At 68.6% G+C, this 20,618-nt stretch carries 19 protein-coding genes; 9 read left to right on the top strand and 10 right to left on the bottom strand.

The features are described 5' to 3' along the window. Positions 1–54 precede the first annotated feature (54 nt). On the bottom strand, positions 55–2,613 hold the full coding sequence (locus ACOEQ2_RS17080) for a cation:proton antiporter (protein WP_419729145.1): 2,559 nt from the start codon (positions 2,611–2,613) through the stop codon (positions 55–57). A gap of 316 nt (positions 2,614–2,929) precedes the next feature. On the opposite strand from ACOEQ2_RS17080, the gene ACOEQ2_RS17075 reads away from it, so the two are divergent. The 5 genes from ACOEQ2_RS17075 (at position 2,930) to ACOEQ2_RS17055 (ending at position 7,066) form a co-directional block, all read left to right on the top strand. Then, positions 2,930–3,949: a multidrug DMT transporter permease gene (locus tag ACOEQ2_RS17075; RefSeq protein WP_419729144.1), complete on the top strand. Its 1,020-nt coding sequence runs from the start codon at positions 2,930–2,932 to the stop codon at positions 3,947–3,949. 12 nt (positions 3,950–3,961) lie between these two features. Continuing rightward, the gene (gene rbsK / locus ACOEQ2_RS17070) at positions 3,962–4,930 is read left to right on the top strand and encodes a ribokinase (protein ID WP_419729143.1); all 969 of its coding nucleotides are present in this window, start codon (positions 3,962–3,964) and stop codon (positions 4,928–4,930) included. After that, entirely contained in the window at positions 4,927–5,625 is a 699-nt protein-coding gene (gene rpe / locus ACOEQ2_RS17065) for a ribulose-phosphate 3-epimerase (protein WP_419729142.1), read from the top strand. The genes rbsK and rpe overlap by 4 nt, the downstream gene beginning before the upstream one ends. Then, positions 5,622–6,107, top strand: coding sequence for an RpiB/LacA/LacB family sugar-phosphate isomerase (locus tag ACOEQ2_RS17060; RefSeq protein WP_419729141.1), 486 nt, complete (start codon positions 5,622–5,624; stop codon positions 6,105–6,107). Before rpe ends, ACOEQ2_RS17060 begins: the two co-directional genes overlap by 4 nt. A 224-nt stretch (positions 6,108–6,331) precedes the next feature. Next, positions 6,332–7,066, top strand: coding sequence for a hypothetical protein (locus ACOEQ2_RS17055; RefSeq protein WP_419729140.1), 735 nt, complete (start codon positions 6,332–6,334; stop codon positions 7,064–7,066). Between the two features lie 4 nt (positions 7,067–7,070). Here the strand turns inward: ACOEQ2_RS17055 and ACOEQ2_RS17050 are convergent, their stop codons facing one another. The 9 genes from ACOEQ2_RS17050 to glmU form a co-directional block, all read right to left on the bottom strand. Beyond that, the gene (locus tag ACOEQ2_RS17050; RefSeq protein ID WP_419731261.1) at positions 7,071–7,613 is read right to left on the bottom strand and encodes a thiamine phosphate synthase; all 543 of its coding nucleotides are present in this window, start codon (positions 7,611–7,613) and stop codon (positions 7,071–7,073) included. Positions 7,614–7,684: 71 nt separating this feature from the next. After that, entirely contained in the window at positions 7,685–8,455 is a 771-nt protein-coding gene (locus tag ACOEQ2_RS17045) for a thiazole synthase (RefSeq protein ID WP_419729139.1), read from the bottom strand. 5 nt (positions 8,456–8,460) lie between these two features. Beyond that, positions 8,461–8,658 carry a sulfur carrier protein ThiS gene (gene thiS / locus ACOEQ2_RS17040; protein WP_419729138.1) on the bottom strand — a complete coding sequence of 66 codons (198 nt, stop codon included), beginning with the start codon at positions 8,656–8,658 and terminating at the stop codon, positions 8,461–8,463. Between the two features lies 1 nt (position 8,659). Beyond that, positions 8,660–9,652: an FAD-dependent oxidoreductase gene (locus tag ACOEQ2_RS17035; protein WP_419729137.1), complete on the bottom strand. Its 993-nt coding sequence runs from the start codon at positions 9,650–9,652 to the stop codon at positions 8,660–8,662. Beyond that, positions 9,649–12,666 (bottom strand): rhamnan synthesis F family protein, encoded by a 3,018-nt coding sequence (locus ACOEQ2_RS17030; RefSeq protein WP_419729136.1) that lies wholly within the window; start codon positions 12,664–12,666, stop codon positions 9,649–9,651. The genes ACOEQ2_RS17035 and ACOEQ2_RS17030 overlap by 4 nt, the downstream gene beginning before the upstream one ends. An 85-nt stretch (positions 12,667–12,751) precedes the next feature. After that, entirely contained in the window at positions 12,752–13,600 is an 849-nt protein-coding gene (gene fdhD, locus ACOEQ2_RS17025; RefSeq protein ID WP_419729135.1) for a formate dehydrogenase accessory sulfurtransferase FdhD, read from the bottom strand. 35 nt (positions 13,601–13,635) lie between these two features. Beyond that, positions 13,636–14,199, bottom strand: a complete 564-nt coding sequence (locus tag ACOEQ2_RS17020) for a pyridoxamine 5'-phosphate oxidase family protein (RefSeq protein ID WP_419729134.1) — start codon at positions 14,197–14,199, stop codon at positions 13,636–13,638. Positions 14,200–14,280: 81 nt separating this feature from the next. Next, complete coding sequence (glmS, locus tag ACOEQ2_RS17015) at positions 14,281–16,104, bottom strand: glutamine--fructose-6-phosphate transaminase (isomerizing) (protein WP_419729133.1); 1,824 nt, start codon at positions 16,102–16,104, stop codon at positions 14,281–14,283. Continuing rightward, positions 16,104–17,393 (bottom strand): bifunctional UDP-N-acetylglucosamine diphosphorylase/glucosamine-1-phosphate N-acetyltransferase GlmU, encoded by a 1,290-nt coding sequence (gene glmU, locus ACOEQ2_RS17010; RefSeq protein WP_419729132.1) that lies wholly within the window; start codon positions 17,391–17,393, stop codon positions 16,104–16,106. Before glmU ends, glmS begins: the two co-directional genes overlap by 1 nt. A 142-nt stretch (positions 17,394–17,535) precedes the next feature. On the opposite strand from glmU, the gene ACOEQ2_RS17005 reads away from it, so the two are divergent. The 4 genes from ACOEQ2_RS17005 to ACOEQ2_RS16990 all read left to right on the top strand — a co-directional run bounded on the left by ACOEQ2_RS17005 (position 17,536) and on the right by ACOEQ2_RS16990 (position 20,232). Further along, positions 17,536–18,228 carry an HAD family hydrolase gene (locus tag ACOEQ2_RS17005; protein WP_419729131.1) on the top strand — a complete coding sequence of 231 codons (693 nt, stop codon included), beginning with the start codon at positions 17,536–17,538 and terminating at the stop codon, positions 18,226–18,228. Between the two features lie 33 nt (positions 18,229–18,261). After that, complete coding sequence (locus tag ACOEQ2_RS17000) at positions 18,262–18,759, top strand: hypothetical protein (protein WP_419729130.1); 498 nt, start codon at positions 18,262–18,264, stop codon at positions 18,757–18,759. A 122-nt stretch (positions 18,760–18,881) separates the two neighbouring features. Beyond that, positions 18,882–19,259: a hypothetical protein gene (locus ACOEQ2_RS16995; RefSeq protein ID WP_419729129.1), complete on the top strand. Its 378-nt coding sequence runs from the start codon at positions 18,882–18,884 to the stop codon at positions 19,257–19,259. 49 nt (positions 19,260–19,308) lie between these two features. Continuing rightward, complete coding sequence (locus tag ACOEQ2_RS16990; RefSeq protein ID WP_419729128.1) at positions 19,309–20,232, top strand: lactate/malate family dehydrogenase; 924 nt, start codon at positions 19,309–19,311, stop codon at positions 20,230–20,232. Positions 20,233–20,618: the final 386 nt, after the last annotated feature.

Here is a 20,618-nt window from a genome sequence, read left to right as displayed (position 1 = left end):
TCCCGCCTGGTTGAGTTGGCACGCCATGCTGGCCCGGCAATCCTTGCCGCTTCGTTAACCGATTGCGGATTCCGCCTCGCGCGTCGCTGCAACCTCGTCACGCGCCGGGGCGGCCAGCAGCAGGACGTGCTCCGGTTCGCCCATCCGCGCTCGACGCAGCCGCTCGAGGTTCTGGCGGACCACCGGATACTCGTCGGCAAGGCGCCGGAAGTCGCCGGCGCCGATCGCCAGCAGGTGGCCGAACCGGAGCGATCGGACCGACGCCTGCATCCGGCCGCCTGCCAGCAGATCCTCGGCCCCGAGCACCGAGCCCGGCCCGTAGCGGATATCGTGCTCGGCGATGTGGCTCTCGAACTGGCCGGCACTGACGAAATAGACCGTCCGCACCCGCCTTCCCCGCTTCAGGATGCGCTCGGCGGGGGCGGTGAAATGGATCGCCAGCGTCATCGCCAGGTCGTGCAGCACCGCCTCGGGGACGCCATCCAGCGCCGGAACCGACTTCACCCGGTTCTCGATGCCGCTCTTGAGGTTGAATTTCAGCCGGCGTTCGAGGCGATGCCGGCGTTGCTCGACATCGCGCTGCAGCTCGGTATGCAGTTCCTCGCTGATCAGGCTCTCGTTCAGCAGCTCGTCATATTCCTCCGCCTCCAGCCGCAACGCGACCTGGCGCAGCATCCGGCTCTCCAGCGCCTCGGTGTAGCCCTGGTAGTGCAGCCGCATGGTGCCGATCGCCTCCTCGAGCAGCTTCTGCTGCCGCTCCAGCACCTCCGACACGATCTCGGCCAGGCGAACGCCGAGCGTCGGCTCGACCCGCCGGCGCATGAAGCGGCCGAGCGAGAGCGACACCAGATGCGCGATCATCAGCATCTCGAACCGCTCCATCATGCAATACATGAGGGGGGTATCGAGCCGCAGCCGGTGGTGCACGAACTGGGCGAGCCGGAACCGCAGCGACGGGCTGAGCCGCCGACGCACTGCCCGCACGTAGCCGAAGCGGCCCTCCAGCCTGGCGCCGTCGATCATGGATTCCGCCGTACGCAGCAGCGTCTCCATCACCCGGCGCGAGATGCCGCGGATGCGGAACAGGTCGAGCAGGATCGAGCGCTCGTGGTTGGCGATGGTCAGCAAGGCGAGCGTCACCCGCTGGCGATCGCCGAGTGCGGTGTCGAAGGTGTTGGCGGCGCGCTCCTCGTCGATGCGACGGTCGAGGCCCTCGATGACATGGCGTGTGGCACCGGCCGGAAAACCGAACTCGCTGGCGATGCGCCGGGTGCGGTCGCGCACCTCGCCGAGACCGATGCCGAGCACCTGGTGGCGCTGCGCCTGGTCGATCGCCGAGAGCTGGTCGAGCTTGAGCGCCACCACCAGGAAGCGCAGCGTGGTGCCGTTCAGGAACAGGGTGAACAGCACGAAACCGGTAGCGATGATGCCGATGAAGCGCGCCACCTCGGATGACACGTGGGGGTTTTCCGTCACCGCCAGGGCCAGCGCCAGGGTGATGGCGCCGCGCAGGCCGCCCCAGACCATGGTGATCTTGAACGGCGCCGGCACCGGCGGCGACAGCCTGGTCGCGGCCAGGATCGGCAGCATCCCGAAGATCACCGCGGCCCGGGCGAGGCTGCCGGCGGCGACGGTGATGGCGATCAGCACCAGGTCCCAACGGGTGACGCCGACCAGCAGCCGCGGCACCAGCATCGAAGCCAGGATGAACACCAGGGAGCCCGCCCAGAACACCAGCTGCTCCCAGAGCTCCTCGAGGAAGCGCCAGGTCTGCGGCCGCAGGGTGGAGGGGCCGTACACCGAGAATGTCAGGCCGGCAGCGGCGGTGGCGACCACGCCGGACAAGCCGAGCCGGTCGCAGACGATGTAGGCGACATACGGCAGCGCGATGGTCAGCGTGACCTCGCCCGCCGGGGTGCCGCCGAGCAGGGTGATCATGGTCAGCGTCAGGCGGCCCAGCAACGCGCCGATCACCAGCGCGCCGGTGAACGAGACCGCGAAATCCAGCGCCGCGTTGCCGACCGAGATGTGCTGATGGCTGACGATCGCCGGCAGCAGGATGCCGAAGATGGAGATGGCGGCGGCGTCGTTGAGCAGCGCCTCGCCCTCGACCAGGCGGGTCAGGCGGGTGGCGGCGCCGATCTCGCGGAAGATCCCGACCACCGCACTCGGGTCGGTGTTGGCGACGATGGCGCCGAGGGTCAGGCACACCACCAGCGGCATGCCGGCAAAGGGATAGAGCGCGAACCCGATCGCCGCCGTGGTGGCCACCACCGCCACCACCGCCAGCAGCAGCACCGTCGCCGCCTCGTGCGCCAGGCGCCGGACGTCGATCGCCAGCGCGCCCTGGAACACCAGGATCGGCAGGAAGATCAGCAGGAACGCCTCGCTGTCGACCGGGAAGTTGAGCAGCGTGCGGGCGGCGCCGTTGAACACGTCGGTGAGCGGACTGCGCAGCAGGATGTCGGCCAGGCCGCCGAGCAGGATGCCGACCACCGCCAGCAGCACGGTCTCCGGCAATTGCAGCCGACGCGCCACCGGTTGCACGGCACTCACCACGACCAGCAACAAGGCGGTCGCGAGCAGCACGGCGGGAAGACCCGTCATCATCATGGCCACCACCCTCCCGTCCCGGTTCCGGGGGAAGCATGCCACATCCATGCGTGCGCTGCATGGGTAAGGCGGTGCGCGCCAGGAGGTCGCCGGGTCCGGCGGTGAGCGGGCGGAACACCGGGCCGCTCGTCTTGAACAGCGTGACGGCCGCAATGCGTAGTTTCCGAGTCTGCTGCGGTGTCGCGCAGCTTGATAGATCCTGTGGGGACGGCACCGGAAAAATGACTTCAGGCGTCGGCCCGACCCCGCGGTCACGTCGTCACGACAGCAATGATTCTTGTTCCGTTGTTCCTGAATGCGAGGATCGAGACGCGTCATGTTCATCGTCCAATCGACGACCCTCGCCATCATCATGTGCATTGTGACGATGCTGTGCTGGGGGTCCTGGGCCAACACCCAGAAGCTCGCGAGCAAGGAGTGGTCGTTCGAGCTGTATTACTGGGACTACTCGATCGGCGTGCTCATCCTGGCCTTGGTGCTCGCCCTCACCATGGGAAGCCTCGGAGGTTCCGGCCGGGCCTTCATCCCCGACCTGGGCCAAGCCAGCGCGAAATGGCTGGGTGCTGCATTCCTGGGTGGCGTGATCTTCAACCTGGGCAACATCCTGCTGGTCGCGGCCATCGATATCGCCGGACTGGCTGTCGCATTTCCGGTCGGTGTCGGGCTGGCGCTGGTCCTGGGCGTCATCACGACCTACACCCTCACCGGCGTCGGCAACGTGCCGATCCTGGCAGCCGGGGTCGGCGGGATCGTCCTGGCCATCGTGCTGGACGCACTGGCGTACAAGCGGCTCGCCACCCAGCGGAAAAGCCATCCCATCAAGGGGATCGCGGTGTCCGTCGCGGCCGGTCTGCTGATGGGGTGGTTCTACAGTTTCGTCGCGATGTCGATGGCGACCATTACGACAGTCGATGGCCATGCCGTGCTCTCGCCGGCGGGCAAGCTGACGCCGTACACCGCGCTCGTGCTGTTCTCGGCGGGTCTGCTGGCCTCCAGCTTCCTCTGGAACAGCGCCATGATGATCAGGCCGCTTTCAGGATCGCCGGTGGCGTTCAGGAGCTATTTCACCAAGGGCAACACCCGCCTGCATCTCGTGGGCATCCTGGGCGGCGTGATCTGGAGCCTGGGCATGTGCCTGAACGTGATCGCCAGCACCAAGGCGGGCGCTGCACTGGCCTACGGCATGGGTCAGGGTGCGACGCTCATCGGCGCACTCTGGGGAGTTTTCGTCTGGCACGAATTCAGGAACGCGCCGAAGGGCACCAACCTGCTCCTCCTGGCCATGTTCGTATTCTACTTCCTTGGGCTTGGCGTCCTGATTTTCTCGAAAAGCTAGGTCAGACACATCATGCAACCGATAGACATCGTCGTGGTCGGCAGCTCGAACACCGACATGGTGATCCGGCTGGCCCACCTGCCGCTGCCGGGTGAGACGGAGATCGGCGGCGAGTTCAGCGAGGCGGCCGGGGGCAAGGGCGCCAACCAGGCCGTCGGTGCCGCGCGCGCCGGCGGCCATGTCGCCCTCGTCGCGTGTGTCGGGCGTGATGTGTTCGGCGACCAGGCGCTGGCAGGCTTCGCCAAAGACGGCATCAACACCGATCACGTGGTGCGGCATCCGGTAGCGAAATCCGGCGTGGCGTTGATATTTGTCGATGCCGACAGCGGCGAGAATTGTATTGCCGTCGCGTCGGGCGCCAACGCGAAGCTGTCGATCGCCGATGTGCACCAGGCCAGGGACGTGATCGCCCAGGCCAGGACGGTCATCCTGCAGCTGGAGATCCCGCTCGCGACGGTCGAGGATGCGGTCACGCTGGCCGCCAAGGCGGGTGTCAGGGTCATTCTGAACCCGGCGCCCGCACAGCATCTTCCGGACAGTCTGCTCAGCCAGGTCTCGGTATTCACGCCCAACGAGATCGAGGCCGAGTTCTACTCGGGCGTCACCGTGAACACCGTGTCCGACGCAGAGAAGGCCGCAAAAAAACTGCTGAGCCGCGGGATCGGGACCGTCATCATCACGCTGGGGGCCCGCGGCTCGTTCGTTGCGACGAACACCGCCGCCAGGCTCGTCCCGGGCTTCAAGATCACGCCGCTCGACACGACCGGCGCCGGCGACATCTATAACGGCGCGCTTGCGGTGGCACTCGGCGAGGGCAAGTCGGTGTTCGAGGCGGCGATCTTTGCCAACGCCGCCGGCGCGATCGCGGCGACGCGGGCGGGTGCGCAGCCATCGGCTCCCGACCGCGCGGATATCGATGCGTTGATCGCGACCGGCACGGTGAACGCCTCGCCCCCGCCGAATGCGCAGGCTGCGGAATGAGCGACGTCCGGATCGCGGCCAGTATCCTCTCCAGCGATTTCGCAAGGCTGGGCGAGGAGGTCCGGGCCGTGATCGCCGCCGGTGCGGACTGGATCCATTTCGATGTCATGGACAACCACTACGTCCCGAACCTGACCCTCGGCCCGATGGTGTGTGCGGCGCTGCGCGAGCATGTCGTGCATCCGGACGGATCACCCGCCTGCCTCGACGTGCACCTCATGGTCTCCCCGGTCGATGCGCTGGTGCAGTCCTTCATCAAGGCCGGCGCCAACCGGATCACCTTCCACAGCGATGCCGCGACCCATGTCGATCGCACCTTGCACCTGATCAGGTCCGAAGGTGCCCTGGCCGGTCTGGCACTCAACCCGGCAACACCACTGAGCGCGCTGGACTGGGTGATCGACACGGTCGACCTGATCCTGGTCATGAGCGTCAATCCGGGTTTCGGCGGCCAGACCTTCATCCCGTCAACCTTGCCGAAGCTTGAGGCGGTGCGCGACATCATTGCAAGGTCCGGGAGGGACATCCGGCTGCAGGTGGATGGCGGTGTGAAGATCGCCAACATCGCGGCGATCGCCCGCGCCGGCGCCGACACCTTCGTGTCCGGCAGCGGGATCTTCGACACGCCCGATTATCGCGGCACGATCGATGCGATGCGTGCGCAGATCGCGCATCGACCAGGAGGCACGTCATGAAAATCGGTATCGCCGCAGACCATGGTGGTTGGCAGCTCAAGTCCGAGCTCGCCGGGATGCTTCGTCTTGCCGGGCATGAGATCGTCGATTTCGGCGCCGGGACCCTCGACAGCGCCGACGATTATCCCATTTTCGTGATCCCGATGGCGCGGGCGGTCGTCGAGGGAAGCGTCGAGCGGGGCATTGCCCTTTGCGGCAGCGGCGTGGGCGCATCCATTGCGGCCAACAAGGTCGCCGGCATTCGAGCGGCCCTGGTGAATGATCCGTTCTCGGCGCGGCAGGGCGTGGAGGATGACGACATGAACGTCATCTGCTTCGGAGGCAAGGTCATCGGAATCGCACTGGCGACGGAGCTGGTGAACATCTTCCTCGCCGCGCGCTTCAGCGGAATAGCCCGGCACAGCCGTCGGATTGCTGAAGTGAGCGCTCTGGAAACTCCGTCCGGCCACCAGATGAGGGTGAGCGAGCCGGTTGCCGGATAGCCCTGCCGGTGGCGGCGACCCAGGCGCGCGCCGGCTTCCTGATCGGGATCGGCGAGCACGTCGGACACCACCGCCACGCCGTCATTTCGATCACCACATGACGGAACGGGTGCCGGAATGAAGCCGCGCATCGTGCTCCGGCTGACCCTGTAGCCCACATCTGACATTTTTCAGTGTGCTATTCAGCTCGGGCTGTGTGAGATGATCCGCGCGGCGACGCCTGGATGCCGGTCGCCCCTGTTGTTGGACCCGTGGTGTCGTCAGCCCTCCTGATCTTCTGTCATGACCTGAATGGCCTGTCACCGCAGATACGGGATATCCTGCGTCAGCAGGCTGAGACCGGGATCACCGTGCATCTGGTCGTCAACGGTGACGGTCACTCGTCCGGAAACACGATTTTCATCCCGAACCGCGCGCTCTTTGCGAAGGCGCATGCAAAGGCGCAGGAGGGGCGGATCATTCCGGGCAATGCCGATCTCGTGCTGCTGGCGGCGTTCAACGAATTGCCGCGATATGACCGCTATCTGGTGATGGAATACGACGTTTTCTACAACGGCAGCCTGCCGGCTCTCGTCTCGCATATTTTCTCGTCGTATCCGGATCATGATTTCGCCAGCACCTTCATCCGCCCCTACAAGGGAAATGAGCGGTGGCCCTGGTGGTCATCGCTGCGGCGAGGCCGCCATGGCGCGAACCATACGGCCAGGCTCTACGCGTTCATGCAGTTGGCGCTTTATAGCCATGCTGCGCTGCAGGCGCTGTCCAACGCGGTCGAGGATGACTGGACCGGCCATCACGAGGTCCTGCATGCGACGCTGTTCAGGAGCATGCACCTGAGGATGGGTGTTTTCGAGCAGGATCCGATCCTGCGGTTCGATGCCATGACGTTCGCTGCTGTCGGCCCCTGTGTGATGAAGGGCGACGGCTTCCTGCATCATCCGGTCAAATGGTCGTCCTGAGCGATCAGCCGGTGGCGGCGATCCAGGCGCGCGCACGGGCTTCCGGATCGGGATTGGCGACCACGTCCGATACCACCGCAACCGCGTCGGCACCGGCGGTGATGCAGGATGGCGCGCGCTCCAGGGTGATGCCGCCGATTGCCACCAGGGGGATGCCGCGCAGCCGCGTGCGCCACTCCCCGAGCCGCTCCACGCCCTGCGGCGCCCACGGCATCTGCTTCAGCGTCGTCGGCCAGACCGGGCCGAGTGCCACGTAATCGGGTGCCACCGACAGCGCACGGTCGAGCTCTCCGTCGGAGTGGGTGCTGACACCGAGCCGGATGCCGGCACGGCCGATCGCCTTGAGGTCGGTCTCGTCGAGATCCTCCTGGCCCAGATGGATGAAGCCGACGCCCTCCTCGATCGCCACCTGCCAGTGGTCGTTCAGCACCAGGGTGGCGCCGGTCGCGGCACAACTGGCGGCAGCGCGTCGGACCTGCATCCGCAGCTCCGGGTCGTCGGCACGCTTGATCCGCAACTGGATCAGCCTGGCACCGACGCCGGCCATCCGCTCCACCCAGGCGGCGCTATCCACAACCGGATAGAACCGGCCGGGCAACGCCGTCCGGTCGGGCGCGCTCACGCCAGGATCGCCTGGCCGAGCACCGGGGTGGAGGGGCTGGCCATGTCGCGCGGCTCCATCGGGTCGGCCAGCCTGGCCGTGTGTCCGGCCTCGATCGCCAGGCGGAAAGCGCGCGCCATCGCCGCCGGATCGCCCGCCTGCGCCACCGCGGTGTTCAGCAGCACCCCGTCATAGCCGAGCTCCATCGCGGCGGCGGCGTGCGACGGCAGCCCGATGCCGGCATCGACCACCAGCGGGATCTCGGGAAAATGCGCCCGCATCGCGCGCAGCCCGAACGGGTTGTTCAGGCCCTTGCCCGAGCCGATCGGCGCGCCCCACGGCATCAGCACCGCGCAGCCGGCCCGCAGCAGGCGTTCGGCGACCACCAGGTCCTCGGTGGTGTAGGGGAACACCTTGAAGCCCTCCCCGGTCAGGATCCGCGCGGCCTCGACCAGGCCGAACACATCCGGCGCCAGAGTGTCGCCCTCGCCGATCACCTCGAGCTTGATCCAGTCGGTGGAAAACACCTCGCGCGCCATCTGCGCCGTGGTGACCGCCTCGCGCACCGAGTGGCAGCCGGCGGTGTTCGGCAGCACACGCACGCCGAGATCCTGGATCAGCGACCAGAACGCCTGGCCGGCCCGCATGCCCGCGGATTCGCGACGCAACGACACCGTCACCAGCTCGGTTCCGGAGGCTCGCACCGCGTCGGCGAGCACGTCCGGCGAGGGGTAGAGTGCGGTGCCGAGCAGCAGCCGCGATCCGATCGTCGTGCCATAGAACTGCATCGGCCTCAGCCTCCCCTCATCGGCGCCACGATCTCGACAGCGCTGCCGTCCGCGAGTGGCCAGCCGGCACGCGCGGAGGCCGGCACGAAATCACCGTCGACGGCGGTGGCCACGTGTGCGGTGCCGTAGCCGAGCTCGGACAGTGCCGCGTCGAGCGTATGGGCGGCCACCTCGTGCCGCTCGCCATTCACCAGGATTTCCAAGCTAGAGCCTCACGGTCCCGGGCAGCAGCATGTCGGCCACCTCCATTGCCAGCACCGGCGCCATCAGGAAGCCGTGCCGGTACATGCCATTGATATGGATCGTGTCGCCGTCCCGCGCCAGACGCGGCATGTTGTCGCCGAACGAGGGGCGCAGGTCGGCGGCGATCTCGACGATGCCGGCCTCGCCGAACGCCGGATGCAGCGCGAAGGCCGCCGCCATCAGCTCCATCATCGAGCGCAGCCGCGGCGGCCCGCGCTCGTCGCTCTCCAGCATGGTGGCACCGACCATGAACACCTGGCCCTCGACACCGGGTTCGGGGTCCCTCGGCACCACGTACATCGGGAAACGCGGATGCAGCAGTCGCACCGGCCTGGTCAGGGTGATGCCTTGGGCACGGAGGAGCAGCATCTCGCCCCGCACGCCGCGCAGGCCGGGCAGCACGTCGCGGGCGCCGACGCCGCGGCAATCGATGACGTGGTCGAATTGCCCCTCCGGCCGCTCCGGCTGATCCAGCAGCACCTCGCCGCCGAGCGTATCAAGCCGCGCCGCCAGTGCCGGCAGGGCGATGCGCGGGTCCAGATGCGCCTCATCCCCGAAGAACAGCCCGCGCCCGAAGCGGCCCTGCAGGTCGGGCTCCAGCGCGTCGATGCCTGCCTGGTCCAGCGCCTGGTGGCCTGTGGTACGGCGGGCGTAGCGGGCGAGCTCGGCGCCGTCACGCGAGAGGGCCAGCACCAGGCTGCCCTGCGTGCGCGTTTCCGGCACCTGCCGGCGCCACCAGTCGAGCGCCGGACGCGACCGCTCGGTGAAGCCGGCCGGCGCGGTTTCGGCCTCGCACCACGGGCTCAGCATGCCGCCGGCCTTCCACGACGCACCGGATCCGATGCGCGGCCCGGCCTCCGCCAGCGTCACCCGGGCCCCGCGTTCGGCCAGCGTCACCGCACTCGCCAGGCCGGCCACGCCGCCACCCAGCACCAGGATGTCGGGCGCCGTCACCGGCGGCGCGACGCGGGCGTGGCGAGCTGGCTGAACACCGGGATCTCGCCGTTGCCGCAGAAATCATCCTCCACGGCCAGGATCGACATCATTTCGGGCGACAGGCGCAGGCGGCCGTCGCGCACCGCGGCCAGCGTCGTCGTCGCCGCCTCGCGGCTGAATGGCAGGTCGAGCAGGTCGGGGCCGTAGTCGCGGACCAGTGCCAGCGCGTAGTCCTCGACGCCCTGGTAGAGGCGCTCCAGCATCGCGAACTGCAGCTGCGACGCGCCGCCAGTGCGGAACGACGGCACCGGCGGCGATCGGCTGTCGTCGTAGCCGATCACCTGGCCGTGCGGCGCGGTCAGGAACGCCTCCAGCATCAGCCCGTAGCCGCCGGTGAAGCTGGCGACGTCGCCCTGCGCGAACGCCCCGAAGGCGTGGCCGCCCTGCAGCCTGACCTGCTGCGCCGCCGCCGACACGCCCGCATAGAGCCCGATCAGCGGCCGCCCGAGTGCGGTCTGGATCGCCCGCTGCATGGTGCCGCTATAGCCGACATCGACGAAGCCGGGCTTCTCGGCGGGCGCCATGCCGTTGACGGTCGCATAGGCGGTGAAGGCCTGCAGCGCCCGCCGGCCATGTGCTGCGATCGGCTCCTCGAGCAGCTGCATCATGCAGCGCACGAGGTCGGTGTCGCGGGGCAGCGAGATCATCGTGTCGACGTCGCCGGATACCGCGTCCGACACGAAGCCGAGACGGGCCAGCAGGAACTCCGCCAGCGAGCCGTTGAAGCCGGAGCCTTGCAGCACCGGCTCCGGATCGAACGCCACGCCCTGCGCCGCCGCCAGCGCCGCACGCCGCGAGCAGTGGAAATACAGCGAGGGCGGCAAGTCGTCGCGGCCGCTGGCGGCGCGCATGGCGTCGTACAGCCGCTTCAGGAAATAGCCTTCGCGCGAGACGAACAGCATCCGGTCGAGATGCCGGGTCGTCGGATGCCGCGCCAGCCAGCCGATGAACGCCACCATCAGCGGCCCGAACAGCACAGCGCCGGCGAGTTCCGGCTCATCCAGCAGCGGCGCGGCACCCGGTCCCGGCTCCAGGTAGGGCGTGTTGAACAGCCGCGCCGCCAGCGGTCCGAGCAGGATGTCGTCGCCGAGCGGCCGGCCGCCGTCGGGGCCGGCGGGCGTCGCGAGCCCGTGCATGTCCATGAGCGCCGCCGGGCTCAGCACATGGAAGTGGCGGATGCCGGCATCGGCGGTCTGCTGGATGTCGGACTGCGCGTTGTCGCCGACATGCAGCAGCCGGCCGGTGCGGGCACCCGGCTCGGCGTCGGCGACCAGCTGCCACAGGTCGCCGCGATCCTTGCGGGCACGCCGTTCGGAGGAGAGATAGACTGTGTCTGCCAACGCGCCGATGCCGAAGCGGGCGAGCATGTCGTCCAGTACCCGGCGCGGCAGGTAGCTATCGCTGACCAGGATCACCCGGCGGCCGGCCTCGACGGCGTGGCGCAGGGCGGCCAGCATGATGTCGCGGGGGGTGAGCAGGCGCGCATCGAGTGCGAGTTCCTCGTGCTGCACGAAGGCGATCGCCGCCTCGCTCCATCCGGGGCCGGCATCGCGGCGGAAGCGGGCATGGATCTCGTCGAGATCGACATCGCCGCTTCCGGTCTCGCGACGCGCCGCGTCCTCGGCTGCCCGCCGGCGCTCGGCGAATTGGTCGGCGCCGGGGAATCGCCGCGCGGCCACGAAACCGATGAAGCGATGCACCGCGTCCGGGACCAGGCAAATGCGGGTCAGCAGCGTGTCGAAGATGTCGAACGAGACCGTGTCGACCTGTGCGATGGTGTCGAGCAGTCCGTCATGCGAGGTGCGCGCATACTGGTCGAGGTTGCGACTGCTCCAGCCCGGCCGGAACAGGCCGCGACGGTAATCCAGTTCGGCGAAACCGTAGCCCGCATCGGCCGCGATCAGCACGATGCTGCGCTCGATGGCGTGCATGATGGTGCCGTCGGTCTGGCCGAGCTCGGGCGGAAAATCCTGCGGCGTCCAGTCATGGCCGAGCAGTTTCGACAGCGCCGAGCTGCGAGCCCAGAACATGCCGCCGAGCGGATAATCGAACATGCCGCGTGGCACGGCGGCTTCCACGCCGAGCCGGTCGAACAGCGGCTGCGCCAGATGCCGGTTCGACAGCCAGTCATAGCCCCAATACCGCATCTCCTCGCCCGGACATGCGGTAATCACGCCGAGCGTCGGATCGGCCACGAAGCGTTCGATGATGCCACTGACCACCGGTCGCGCCGGCAGCAGCGTGCGTAGCAGCGCGTGCCGCCAGCTCACCTGCTCCGCGCCGCGATACTGCGACGTCTTGGTGTGCAGGTGCAGCACCATCTCGTGGTCGAGGATGGCGTTGCCGAGGTGGGTCAGGAACGGTCCGAAATTGCGCCCGCGATTGGCGGCGACCTGCACCAGCAGATACGCATCCAACCCGGAGCGGGCGAAACTTTCGCGGATGATGTCGGCTTTTTCCGGCTCGTCCGTCGTCACCAGCAGGGTGAAGCGCTCCGGCAGCATCCGCAACGACTGGCAGATCTCGTCGAACAGCTCGACATGAAATGCATGCACCACCACGCACACCCGAACCGGGCGCGACGGTGCCGCACGCGACAGCAGCGGTTCCACCGGCAGTCGGAGCGGGTTCCAGCTGGCCGGATCCGTGCACGAGACCGCCTGCCGACCCTCGCCCAGACCCTGCTCGAGATAATGCGTAAGCGGGTCGTCGAGTCCGGGCCGCAGGTGCCAGGCGTGACGGAGATAGGCAGCAGCATCGAAGAGTGGCCCAGGCGATGCCAGTGCCGCCACGCCATGCGAGAGATAGTGATCGAGCGGCGGCAGATCGCTTAGTGCAGCCGCAGGCACGGTGCGGCAATACCAGTCGGGGTCGAAATACCCGGACCGCTCCAGCAGGGCCCGCCTTGCCGCGATCGCCGCCTGCCGGTCCCGCGCCGCCGCCTGCCCGGCCTCCCGCTCCTCGTCGCTCAAGCCCAAGCGCCTGCCCCCGACATCATGCCCCGAGGCTACCACTGCAGGCCGACCTGCGCGAAACCGGGCCTCGCGGCAGGCCCGTTCAGGCGGTGATGCGATGCCGGCCGGAGCAGAGCTCGAAGCCGTCATCGCGGGCGACGGCGACCAGGGTGATGCCGGCCTGCTCCGCCACGCGCAGCGCCAGCGCGGTCGGCGCCGACACCGCGGCCAGCACCGGTGCGCCCATGATCGCCGCCTTCTGCACCAGCTCGACCGAGATCCGGCTGGTCATCACCAGGATGCCCGTCGACAGGTCGGTGCCGCGTGCCGCCAGCGCACCGTGCAGCTTGTCGAGCGCGTTGTGGCGGCCGACATCCTCGCGCACGGCCACCAGCCCGTCGGCCGGGGTCCAGAATCCGGCGGCGTGCACCGCCCGGGTCAGCCGGTTCAGCGCCTGCGCCGGCCGCAGCGACGCCACCGCCTGCTGCACCTGATCGCCGGTGAAGCAACACCCGTCGGGCACAGGCGGGGACGGCCGGAGGGCGGCGTCCAGGCTCTCCAGGCCGCACATGCCGCAGCCTGTCGGACCCGCCACGTGCCGCCGTCGCTGGTCCAGTGCCGCCATCCGCGCCGCGCCGATCCACAGCCGCAACTCGATGCCGCGCGGCGGTCCGTCCTCCGGGCCGGGCACCACCACGATCCGGATCTCCTCGATGTCGCCCGGGGCGGTGACGATCTGCTCCGACAGGCTGAAGCCCAGCGCGAAATCCTCGAGGTCGAGCGGGCTCGCCATCATCACAGCATGGCTCACGCGGTTGTAGGACAGCGCGACCGGCATCTCCTCGGGGATCTCGCGCTCGCCCTCAGTGAAGGCGCCCCGATGCCAGGCCAGGCGCCCGACACGACGGGTGGCAGCCGGGACCGGGGGTTTGGGCGCATCCTGGTCCGGCATCTCGGGACTGCTCTTTCGCGTGTGCGCGCGAGGTCCTATTGCGCGACCCAGCTCGCCGTCATGCCGTCGGCCGTGAACCGGCCGATCGCGCGGGTCTGGCGGCCTTCAGGCTCCAGCCGCAGGATGTCGACGCTCGCCAGTGACACCAGGATCACCGTGAACTGCTCGTATTGCTCCTGTTCGGGCAGGTGCTCCAGCCCTTCCGGATCCTCGATCGGCGTTCCCGAGGCGGCGCGCAGCCCGTAGGTGTTGCGCGCGTTCGCCGACAGGGCGTCCCAGCAGGACCGGGCGACGTCGTCGTCGCGGTGCAGGACGGCCGTGCCCTCGAAACGAAGCTGCAGATGCTCCTCCGCCGACCAGGCGAGGATCATGACGCGTCCGTCATTGGCGATATCGCGCACCTTGTCGGCGCGTGCATCGGAATGCATCTCGGCCACCGGCGGGGATCGTTCGAGGCGACGCAGGACCAGCGTCCTGACGGCCGGGTGCCCCGCCGGCGACACGGTCGCGAGCTGGATGTTGCGCAGGTCGCCCTGCTTGTCCCGAACCGACGCGTCCAGCGCCTCGAGACCGGCTTCGATGAATTCGCGTGATGTCATGTGCATGCGCAACAAAGTCGCGGCCGCGACGGAGGTTGCGTGACGACCAGCCTGCAGCCGTCGCGGGCGTGTGGTGTCCGGCTATTCGACGGTGACCGACTTCGCCAGGTTGCGCGGCTGGTCGACGTCGGTGCCTTTCAGCAGCGCCACCTCGTAGGCCAGCATCTGCACCGCGATGCTGTGCAGGATCGGCGAGGTGAAGCCGTGCACTTCCGGCAGCACCACCACCTTCTCGGCAATCCGGCCGATCCGCGCTGCACCGGCGGGGTCGGTGAACACCAGCAGCCGGCCGCCGCGGGCATGCGCCTCGGCCAGGTTGGAGGCGGTCTTTTCGAACAACGGCCCGGACGGCACGCTGGCGACCACCGGCACGCTCTTGTCGATCAGCGCGATCGGGCCGTGCTTCATCTCGCCGGCGGCATAGGCCTCGGCGTGGATGTAGCTGATCTCCTTGAGCTTCAGCGCACCCTCCAGCGCCACCGGGAAGTGCGAGCCGCGACCCAGATACAGCACGTCGCGCGCCTCGGCGACGATCGCGGCCGCGGCCCGGATGTCGTCGCCCAGCCCGAACAGCTCGGCTGCCCGGCTCGGCAGGTCGAGCAGCGCCTGCACCAGTTCGGCCTCGCGCGCCTCGTCGATCGTGCCGCGTGCCCGGCCGGTGGCGATGGCGAGGCAGGCCAGCACCGACAACTGCGCGGTGAAGGCCTTGGTGCTGGCAACGCAGATCTCCGGACCGGCGATGGTGTCGAGCACGATGTCGCTCTCCCGCGCCATGGTGCTTTCCGGCACGTTCAGCACCGACATCACGTGCTGGCCACCTGCCCGCAGTGACCGAAGTGCCGCCAGCGTGTCGGCCGTCTCGCCGGACTGGCTGATCAGCAGTCCCAGGCCGCCCTGGGAGAGCGGCGGCTCGCGGTAGCGGAGTTCGCTGGCGACGTCGGCATCGACCGGGATGCGCGCCTCCGCTTCCAGCCAGTAGCGGCCGATCAGCCCGGCATAGAACGCGGATCCGCAGGCAGTGATGGTGATCCGCGGCACTTTGGCGAGGTCGAACGGAAGCTCGGGCAGCGCCACCCGACGGGTCGCCGGGTCGATCATCCGCTGCAGCGTCTGGCCGATCACCAGCGGATGCTCGTGCAGCTCCTTGTCCATGTAATGCCGGTAACCATCCTTGCCGATCGCGTCGGCCGCCAACGCGCTCAGCTTGATGTCGCGGACGACCGTGTTTCCGGCCATGTCGAAGAACTCGGCGCCGTCGCGGGACAGTACCGCCCAGTCGCCATCCGCCAGGTAGGCGATGCGTCGGGTCAGTGGCGACAACGCCAGGCTGTCGGAGCCGAGGAACATCTCGCCGTCCCCGAAACCGACCGCCAGCGGAGCGCCATGCCGTGCGCCGATCATCAGCTCCTTGTGGCCGGCGAAGATCATCGCCAGCGCATATGCACCGTGCAGGCGGGCGAGCGAGGCGTGTGCAGCCTCCCGCGGAGCCATGCCGCGCTTGAGGTTAAGGTCGACCAATTGTGCGACGGTCTCGGTGTCGGTTTCGGTGGAAAACACCTGGCCCTGGTCCTCGAGTTCCGCGCGCAGCTCGGCATGGTTCTCGATGATGCCGTTATGCACGATCGAGACGCGCTCGGTGCCGTGCGGATGCGCGTTGCCCTCGGTCGGTGCGCCGTGCGTGGCCCAGCGGGTGTGGCCGATGCCGGTCATCCCGGGCAGGTGTCGGCGTTCCAGCACCTCGCCCAGGTTGTCGAGCTTGCCCTCGGCGCGACGGCGCTCGATGTGGCCGTTCACCAGCGTGGCGATGCCGGCGGAATCATAGCCGCGATATTCCAGTCGTCGCAGCGCATCGAACAGGAGGGGCGTTGCCTCGCGCGTGCCGACGACGCCGACGATGCCGCACATCAGTTCTTCCCCTTCTTGAGTCGCGCCCGAAGCAGGATTGCCCGCTCCGGCCTGGTCTCCTGCCGCGCCCGTCCGAATGCCAGCGCGTCCTCCGGCACATCCGCGGTGATGGTGCTGCCGGCTGCAACGAAAGCGCGGTCGCCCAACGATACAGGTGCGACCAGCGTCGAATTGGAGCCGACGAACACGTCCGCGCCGATCGTCGTGCGGTGCTTGGCGACACCGTCATAGTTGCAGGTGATGGTGCCGGCGCCGACATTGCTGCGCGGCCCGATAAGGCTGTCGCCGAGATACGCCAGGTGGTTGGCCTTGGCGCCGTCACCGAGATGGGTCGCCTTGAGCTCGACGAAATTGCCGACATGCGCACCCGCCCCGACCACCGTGCCGGGTCGCAGCCGGGCGTACGGTCCGATCATCGCGCCCTCGCCCACCACGGCGCCCTCGAGGTGACTGAAGGCGCGGATCTCGCTGCCGTCGCCTACCGTGACGCCGGGGCCGAACACCACGTTCGGATGCACCGTCACGTCGCGTCCGAGCCTCGTGTCGGCGGACAGGAACACCGTCTCCGGCGCCACCAGCGTCGCCCCGTTCTGCATCGCCTCGAGCCGCAGCCGGCGTTGCACCACCGCCTCCGCCTGGGCGAGCTCGGCGCGCGAGTTGATGCCGCGCAGCTCCTCCTCGGGCGCCTCGACATGGCGCACCACGGCACCATCGGCGGCGGCCAGCGCCACCACGTCGGTCAGGTAGTACTCGCGGTTGGCGTTGTCGTTGCCGACGCGATCGAGCCAGCCGGCGAACCTGGCGGCGTCGGCGCACAGCACGCCGGCATTGCACAGCCCGATCGCGCGCTGCTCCGGGGTCGCGTCCGCCCACTCGACGATGCGCTCCACGGTCTCGCCGCCGGCGCCATCCGGGCGGGTGATCAGCCGGCCATAACGCGCCGGGTCGGCCGGCCGCATCGCCAGCAGTGCCAGCCCGGTATCGCCGTCATGCCGGGCCGCCAGCAGGCGCTGCAAGGTCTGGGTCGTGATCAGCGGGTTGTCGGCATACAGCACCGCGACGTCGCCATCGCCGAACAGCGCCATCGCCTGCCGGGCCGCATGCGCCGTGCCGAGCCGCTCGGCCTGGATCACCACCGGATGCGGCGCCGCTGCCGCCTCCAGCCCCGGCATGTCCGGGCCGAGCACCACGACGATGCGATCGAACACCGTGCTGCAGCTGTCGATCAGGTGGCGCAGCATCGGACGCCCGGCCAGCATGTGCTGCGCCTTGGGCAAATCGGACTTCATGCGGGTGCCAAGACCCGCTGCGAGCAAGATGGCGGTAGCGGGGGCAGGTTGGGACATCGTCAATTGCGGTAGCGGTCGGACGGGATGGCTGTCAAACCCCGCGACCCCGCGTGCCCGATCAACAACAATTTCGGATTACTGCATGTCCCACATCTCTCACTCCCCTCGCCCGTCGGTGCCGTTGCTGGTGTTCGACCTCGACGGCACGCTGGTGGACAGCGTCCCCGACCTGCTCGCCTGCGCCAACCGCATGCTGAGGCATCGAGCGCTCGACGACCTGACCGCCGACGACCTGCGGCCGATGGTCGGCGACGGCATTCCCACCCTGGTCCAGCGTGTTTTGGCGCATCGCGGGGCGGTCGCCGACGACCAGGCGATCGAGGCCTACACCGCCGACTACACCGCCCACGCCGCGGACGCCTCGCAGCTGTTCGAGGGCATCGCGCCGATGCTGCAGGTCGCCGTGGATACCGGCTGGCGGCTGGCCGTGTGCACCAACAAGCCGGTGCTGGCGGCCCGCGCGTTGCTGGCGGCGCTCGGGATCGAGGGGCTGTTCGCGGCGATCGGCGGCGGCGACAGCTTCCCCGCGCGCAAGCCCGATCCGGCGCATCTGCTGGGAACCATAAGTCTGGCGAACGGCATGCCCGGCAGGTCGGTCATGGTCGGCGATCACCGCAACGACGTGGCGTCCGGCGTCGGCGCCGGGGTCCCGGTGATCTTTGCCACCTGGGGGTACGGCCCCGAGGAGATGGGCCAGGGCGCCGGCGCCACGCTGTCCGATCCGACGCTGATCCCTGCCCTGGCACGGTGGCTGCTGTCCCGCTCGAGCACCTGAAGCCCGCCGATCCCATCACTGGAGTGCCACGCCGTGCAGCACGATCCGACGGTCTATTCCAACGCCGACGAGATGCCCAACCTGACACCGCGCCAGCAGGACCGGGTGCGCAGCTGGCTGCGGGTGCAGGAGCTCGTCAGCGATGGCCGTTTCGGCGCGGAGATGGACGCGTTCTTCGATCCGGCGATGACCTACGGCAATCCGAACCGGCCGAATATCGGCTCGTACGCGGAGTGGAAGATCTCGCCGATGGAGATGTACGACCGCTTCCAGCCCTGCCGCTACCGTACGGTGTATGCGACCGGCAACGGCGACGACGAGATCTGGGTGCATAGCCGTCACATCGGACGCCAGGTCGGCCGCTACATGGGGATCGAGCCGCGGGGCCAGGAGATCAGTGTCGGCTGGTTCTCGATCGTCAATTTCCGCGGCCCCCTGATCAGCCGGATCTTCAGCATCGCCGACGTGCTCGGCATGCTGATCTCGGTCGGTGCGATCGCGCGCGACACTCTGGCAGACCCGTTCACGTGACGGTGCGGCCGGGGTGACCGGAGGCCGCCAGACTAAAAGCTTGCCGGCTCGTAATGCTGCGGACCGGTTGAGGCCAGATGGGGTGGCGGTACCTGCGTGCGGGAGGTCTTCGCATGCGATCGATGGTTCTGATAATCGGACTTTTGTGTCTTGCCGGCTGCGGCTCGGTGGACCGGCGCGAGGCGCGCGACCAGGCACGAACGGATGTGTCGCTGTGCCAGGGCACCTATCCGCAAGCCAAGGGCACGCTGGCCCCGCTCATGCGCTGCGAAGGCGCGGCCGACGTCGCCTATGCCAGGCAGGTGGCGCCCGAGGATGCCGGCTGGTTCGGCACGTACGCGCTGCATGTGGAGCGGAGTGCCGCGGCCGTCGACCACGGCCTGCTGAAGATGAGCGCCTGGAAGCAGGCCATCGCCGGCGAGCGGCACGCGCAGTCGCCGAAGGACCGCCGCATGGTCGCGCTCTACGCGATGCTTCCTGCAGCACCCTCCGCCACGTAGAGAGGTGCCACGGCCGGCTTCGATCCGCCGCCGCCTGGAGACGCAAGCCATGAAGATAGGCGTGATCGGCGCGGGGGCCGTCGGTGCGGCGTGCATCATGTCGGTGATCGGCAGGGGTGCCGCGCACGAGATCGTGGTCATCGACCGCGATGAGGGCCGGGCCACGGGCCTCGTCACCGACATGCAGTACGGCATGCAGCTCGGCCTGCCGGCACGCCTCGTCGCCGGCGGCTACGACGATCTCGCCGGTGCCGAACTCATCCTGGTGACGGCCGGGATCAACGAAAAGGCCGGCGGTGCGATGGACCGCAACGACCCCGCCGGCCGCCTGCGCCTGCTCGGGACCAACGCCGACATCATCCGCGAGGTCGTGTCGCGGACCGTGGCGGTGGTGCCGGGCGCCCTCATCCTTGTGGTGGCCAACCCGCCCGAGCCGCTGGCCGAACTCGCCCGACGCGTTGCCGGCCACGACCGCGTGCTGAGTGCCGGCACGTTCCTCGACACGCTGCGGTTCCGCTTCCACATCGCGGCCAGGCTCGATGTGCATCCGTCCGTGGTGCAGGCGCAGGTCATCGGCGAGCACGGCAATTCCAGGGTCCTGCTGTGGTCGTCGGCGCAGGTGGCGAACACGCCGCTCACGGAGCTGATCCCGGCGGATGAGGCCGCGTCGTTTCGTGCGCAGGTGGAGGAGCAGGTGCGTAACGCCAACATCACCATCATCGAGGGCATCGGTGCCAGCCAGTACGGCGTCGGCATGGCGTGCGCGCGCGTGGCCGAGGCGATGATGCGGGACGAGCACGCGGTGTTTCCGCTCGGTCATCACCTGCCGGAGTACGGCGTGACGTTGTCGATGCCGGTGGTGATCGGCCGCGCGGGCGTGCTCCGCGTGCTGCGTCCGCCCCTGTCGGAGAGCGAGCACGCCGCACTCGGCCGCAGTGCCGAGACTTTGCGCACGGCGATCGCGGGGCTCTAGCCGGCTTCCCCGGGGGCTGGCTCTCCGCCGTTCAGGCCTGCGTCAAAGCAGGCTCTTGTCGAGCAGCATGTGGGTCGCGTCCAGATCGAAAGGAAGCGGCGGCTGACACCGTCGTTCCTCATTCCGCTACCGCCGGACGCAACCACGGCGCCACGGTTGAGATCGACAACTCGAGGTCGGCTGGTTGGAGACAAAGGGCCTCGCCAAGCCGTGATGCAGGTGCCACGAGCGACGCCATGGCAATGTCGTCGTCGACAACCGTCCAGAGTTCGACGTCATGCCGGCATCATGCCCGGACCTCGGATCCGGTCTGTTGGAACAGCGACATCCAAGCCCGGGTCAGGAACATTCTCGACAGCGCTAGCGCGGATGCGATTTTCCGGACG

Source organism: Lichenicola sp. (genome assembly GCF_965198575.1).
Classification (GTDB): domain Bacteria; phylum Pseudomonadota; class Alphaproteobacteria; order Acetobacterales; family Acetobacteraceae; genus Lichenicola.
The sequence above is the reverse complement of the archived record's forward strand: the minus strand, read 5'-3'. Positions and strand labels throughout refer to the sequence as shown.

Coding starts and splice junctions, on each gene's coding strand:
- ACOEQ2_RS17005 (WP_419729131.1), top strand. CDS start 17,536: ATGTCCCACATCTCTCACTCCCCTCGCCCGTCGGTGCCGTTGCTGGTG.
- ACOEQ2_RS17075 (WP_419729144.1), top strand. CDS start 2,930: ATGTTCATCGTCCAATCGACGACCCTCGCCATCATCATGTGCATTGTG.
- ACOEQ2_RS17045 (WP_419729139.1), bottom strand. CDS start 8,455: ATGCAGTTCTATGGCACGACGATCGGATCGCGGCTGCTGCTCGGCACC.
- rpe (WP_419729142.1), top strand. CDS start 4,927: ATGAGCGACGTCCGGATCGCGGCCAGTATCCTCTCCAGCGATTTCGCA.
- ACOEQ2_RS17060 (WP_419729141.1), top strand. CDS start 5,622: ATGAAAATCGGTATCGCCGCAGACCATGGTGGTTGGCAGCTCAAGTCC.
- ACOEQ2_RS17080 (WP_419729145.1), bottom strand. CDS start 2,613: ATGATGATGACGGGTCTTCCCGCCGTGCTGCTCGCGACCGCCTTGTTG.
- fdhD (WP_419729135.1), bottom strand. CDS start 13,600: ATGCCGGACCAGGATGCGCCCAAACCCCCGGTCCCGGCTGCCACCCGT.
- ACOEQ2_RS16990 (WP_419729128.1), top strand. CDS start 19,309: ATGAAGATAGGCGTGATCGGCGCGGGGGCCGTCGGTGCGGCGTGCATC.
- ACOEQ2_RS17050 (WP_419731261.1), bottom strand. CDS start 7,613: ATGGCCGGCGTCGGTGCCAGGCTGATCCAGTTGCGGATCAAGCGTGCC.
- glmU (WP_419729132.1), bottom strand. CDS start 17,393: ATGAAGTCCGATTTGCCCAAGGCGCAGCACATGCTGGCCGGGCGTCCG.
- glmS (WP_419729133.1), bottom strand. CDS start 16,104: ATGTGCGGCATCGTCGGCGTCGTCGGCACGCGCGAGGCAACGCCCCTC.
- ACOEQ2_RS16995 (WP_419729129.1), top strand. CDS start 18,882: ATGGTTCTGATAATCGGACTTTTGTGTCTTGCCGGCTGCGGCTCGGTG.
- rbsK (WP_419729143.1), top strand. CDS start 3,962: ATGCAACCGATAGACATCGTCGTGGTCGGCAGCTCGAACACCGACATG.
- ACOEQ2_RS17055 (WP_419729140.1), top strand. CDS start 6,332: ATGCCGGTCGCCCCTGTTGTTGGACCCGTGGTGTCGTCAGCCCTCCTG.
- ACOEQ2_RS17020 (WP_419729134.1), bottom strand. CDS start 14,199: ATGACATCACGCGAATTCATCGAAGCCGGTCTCGAGGCGCTGGACGCG.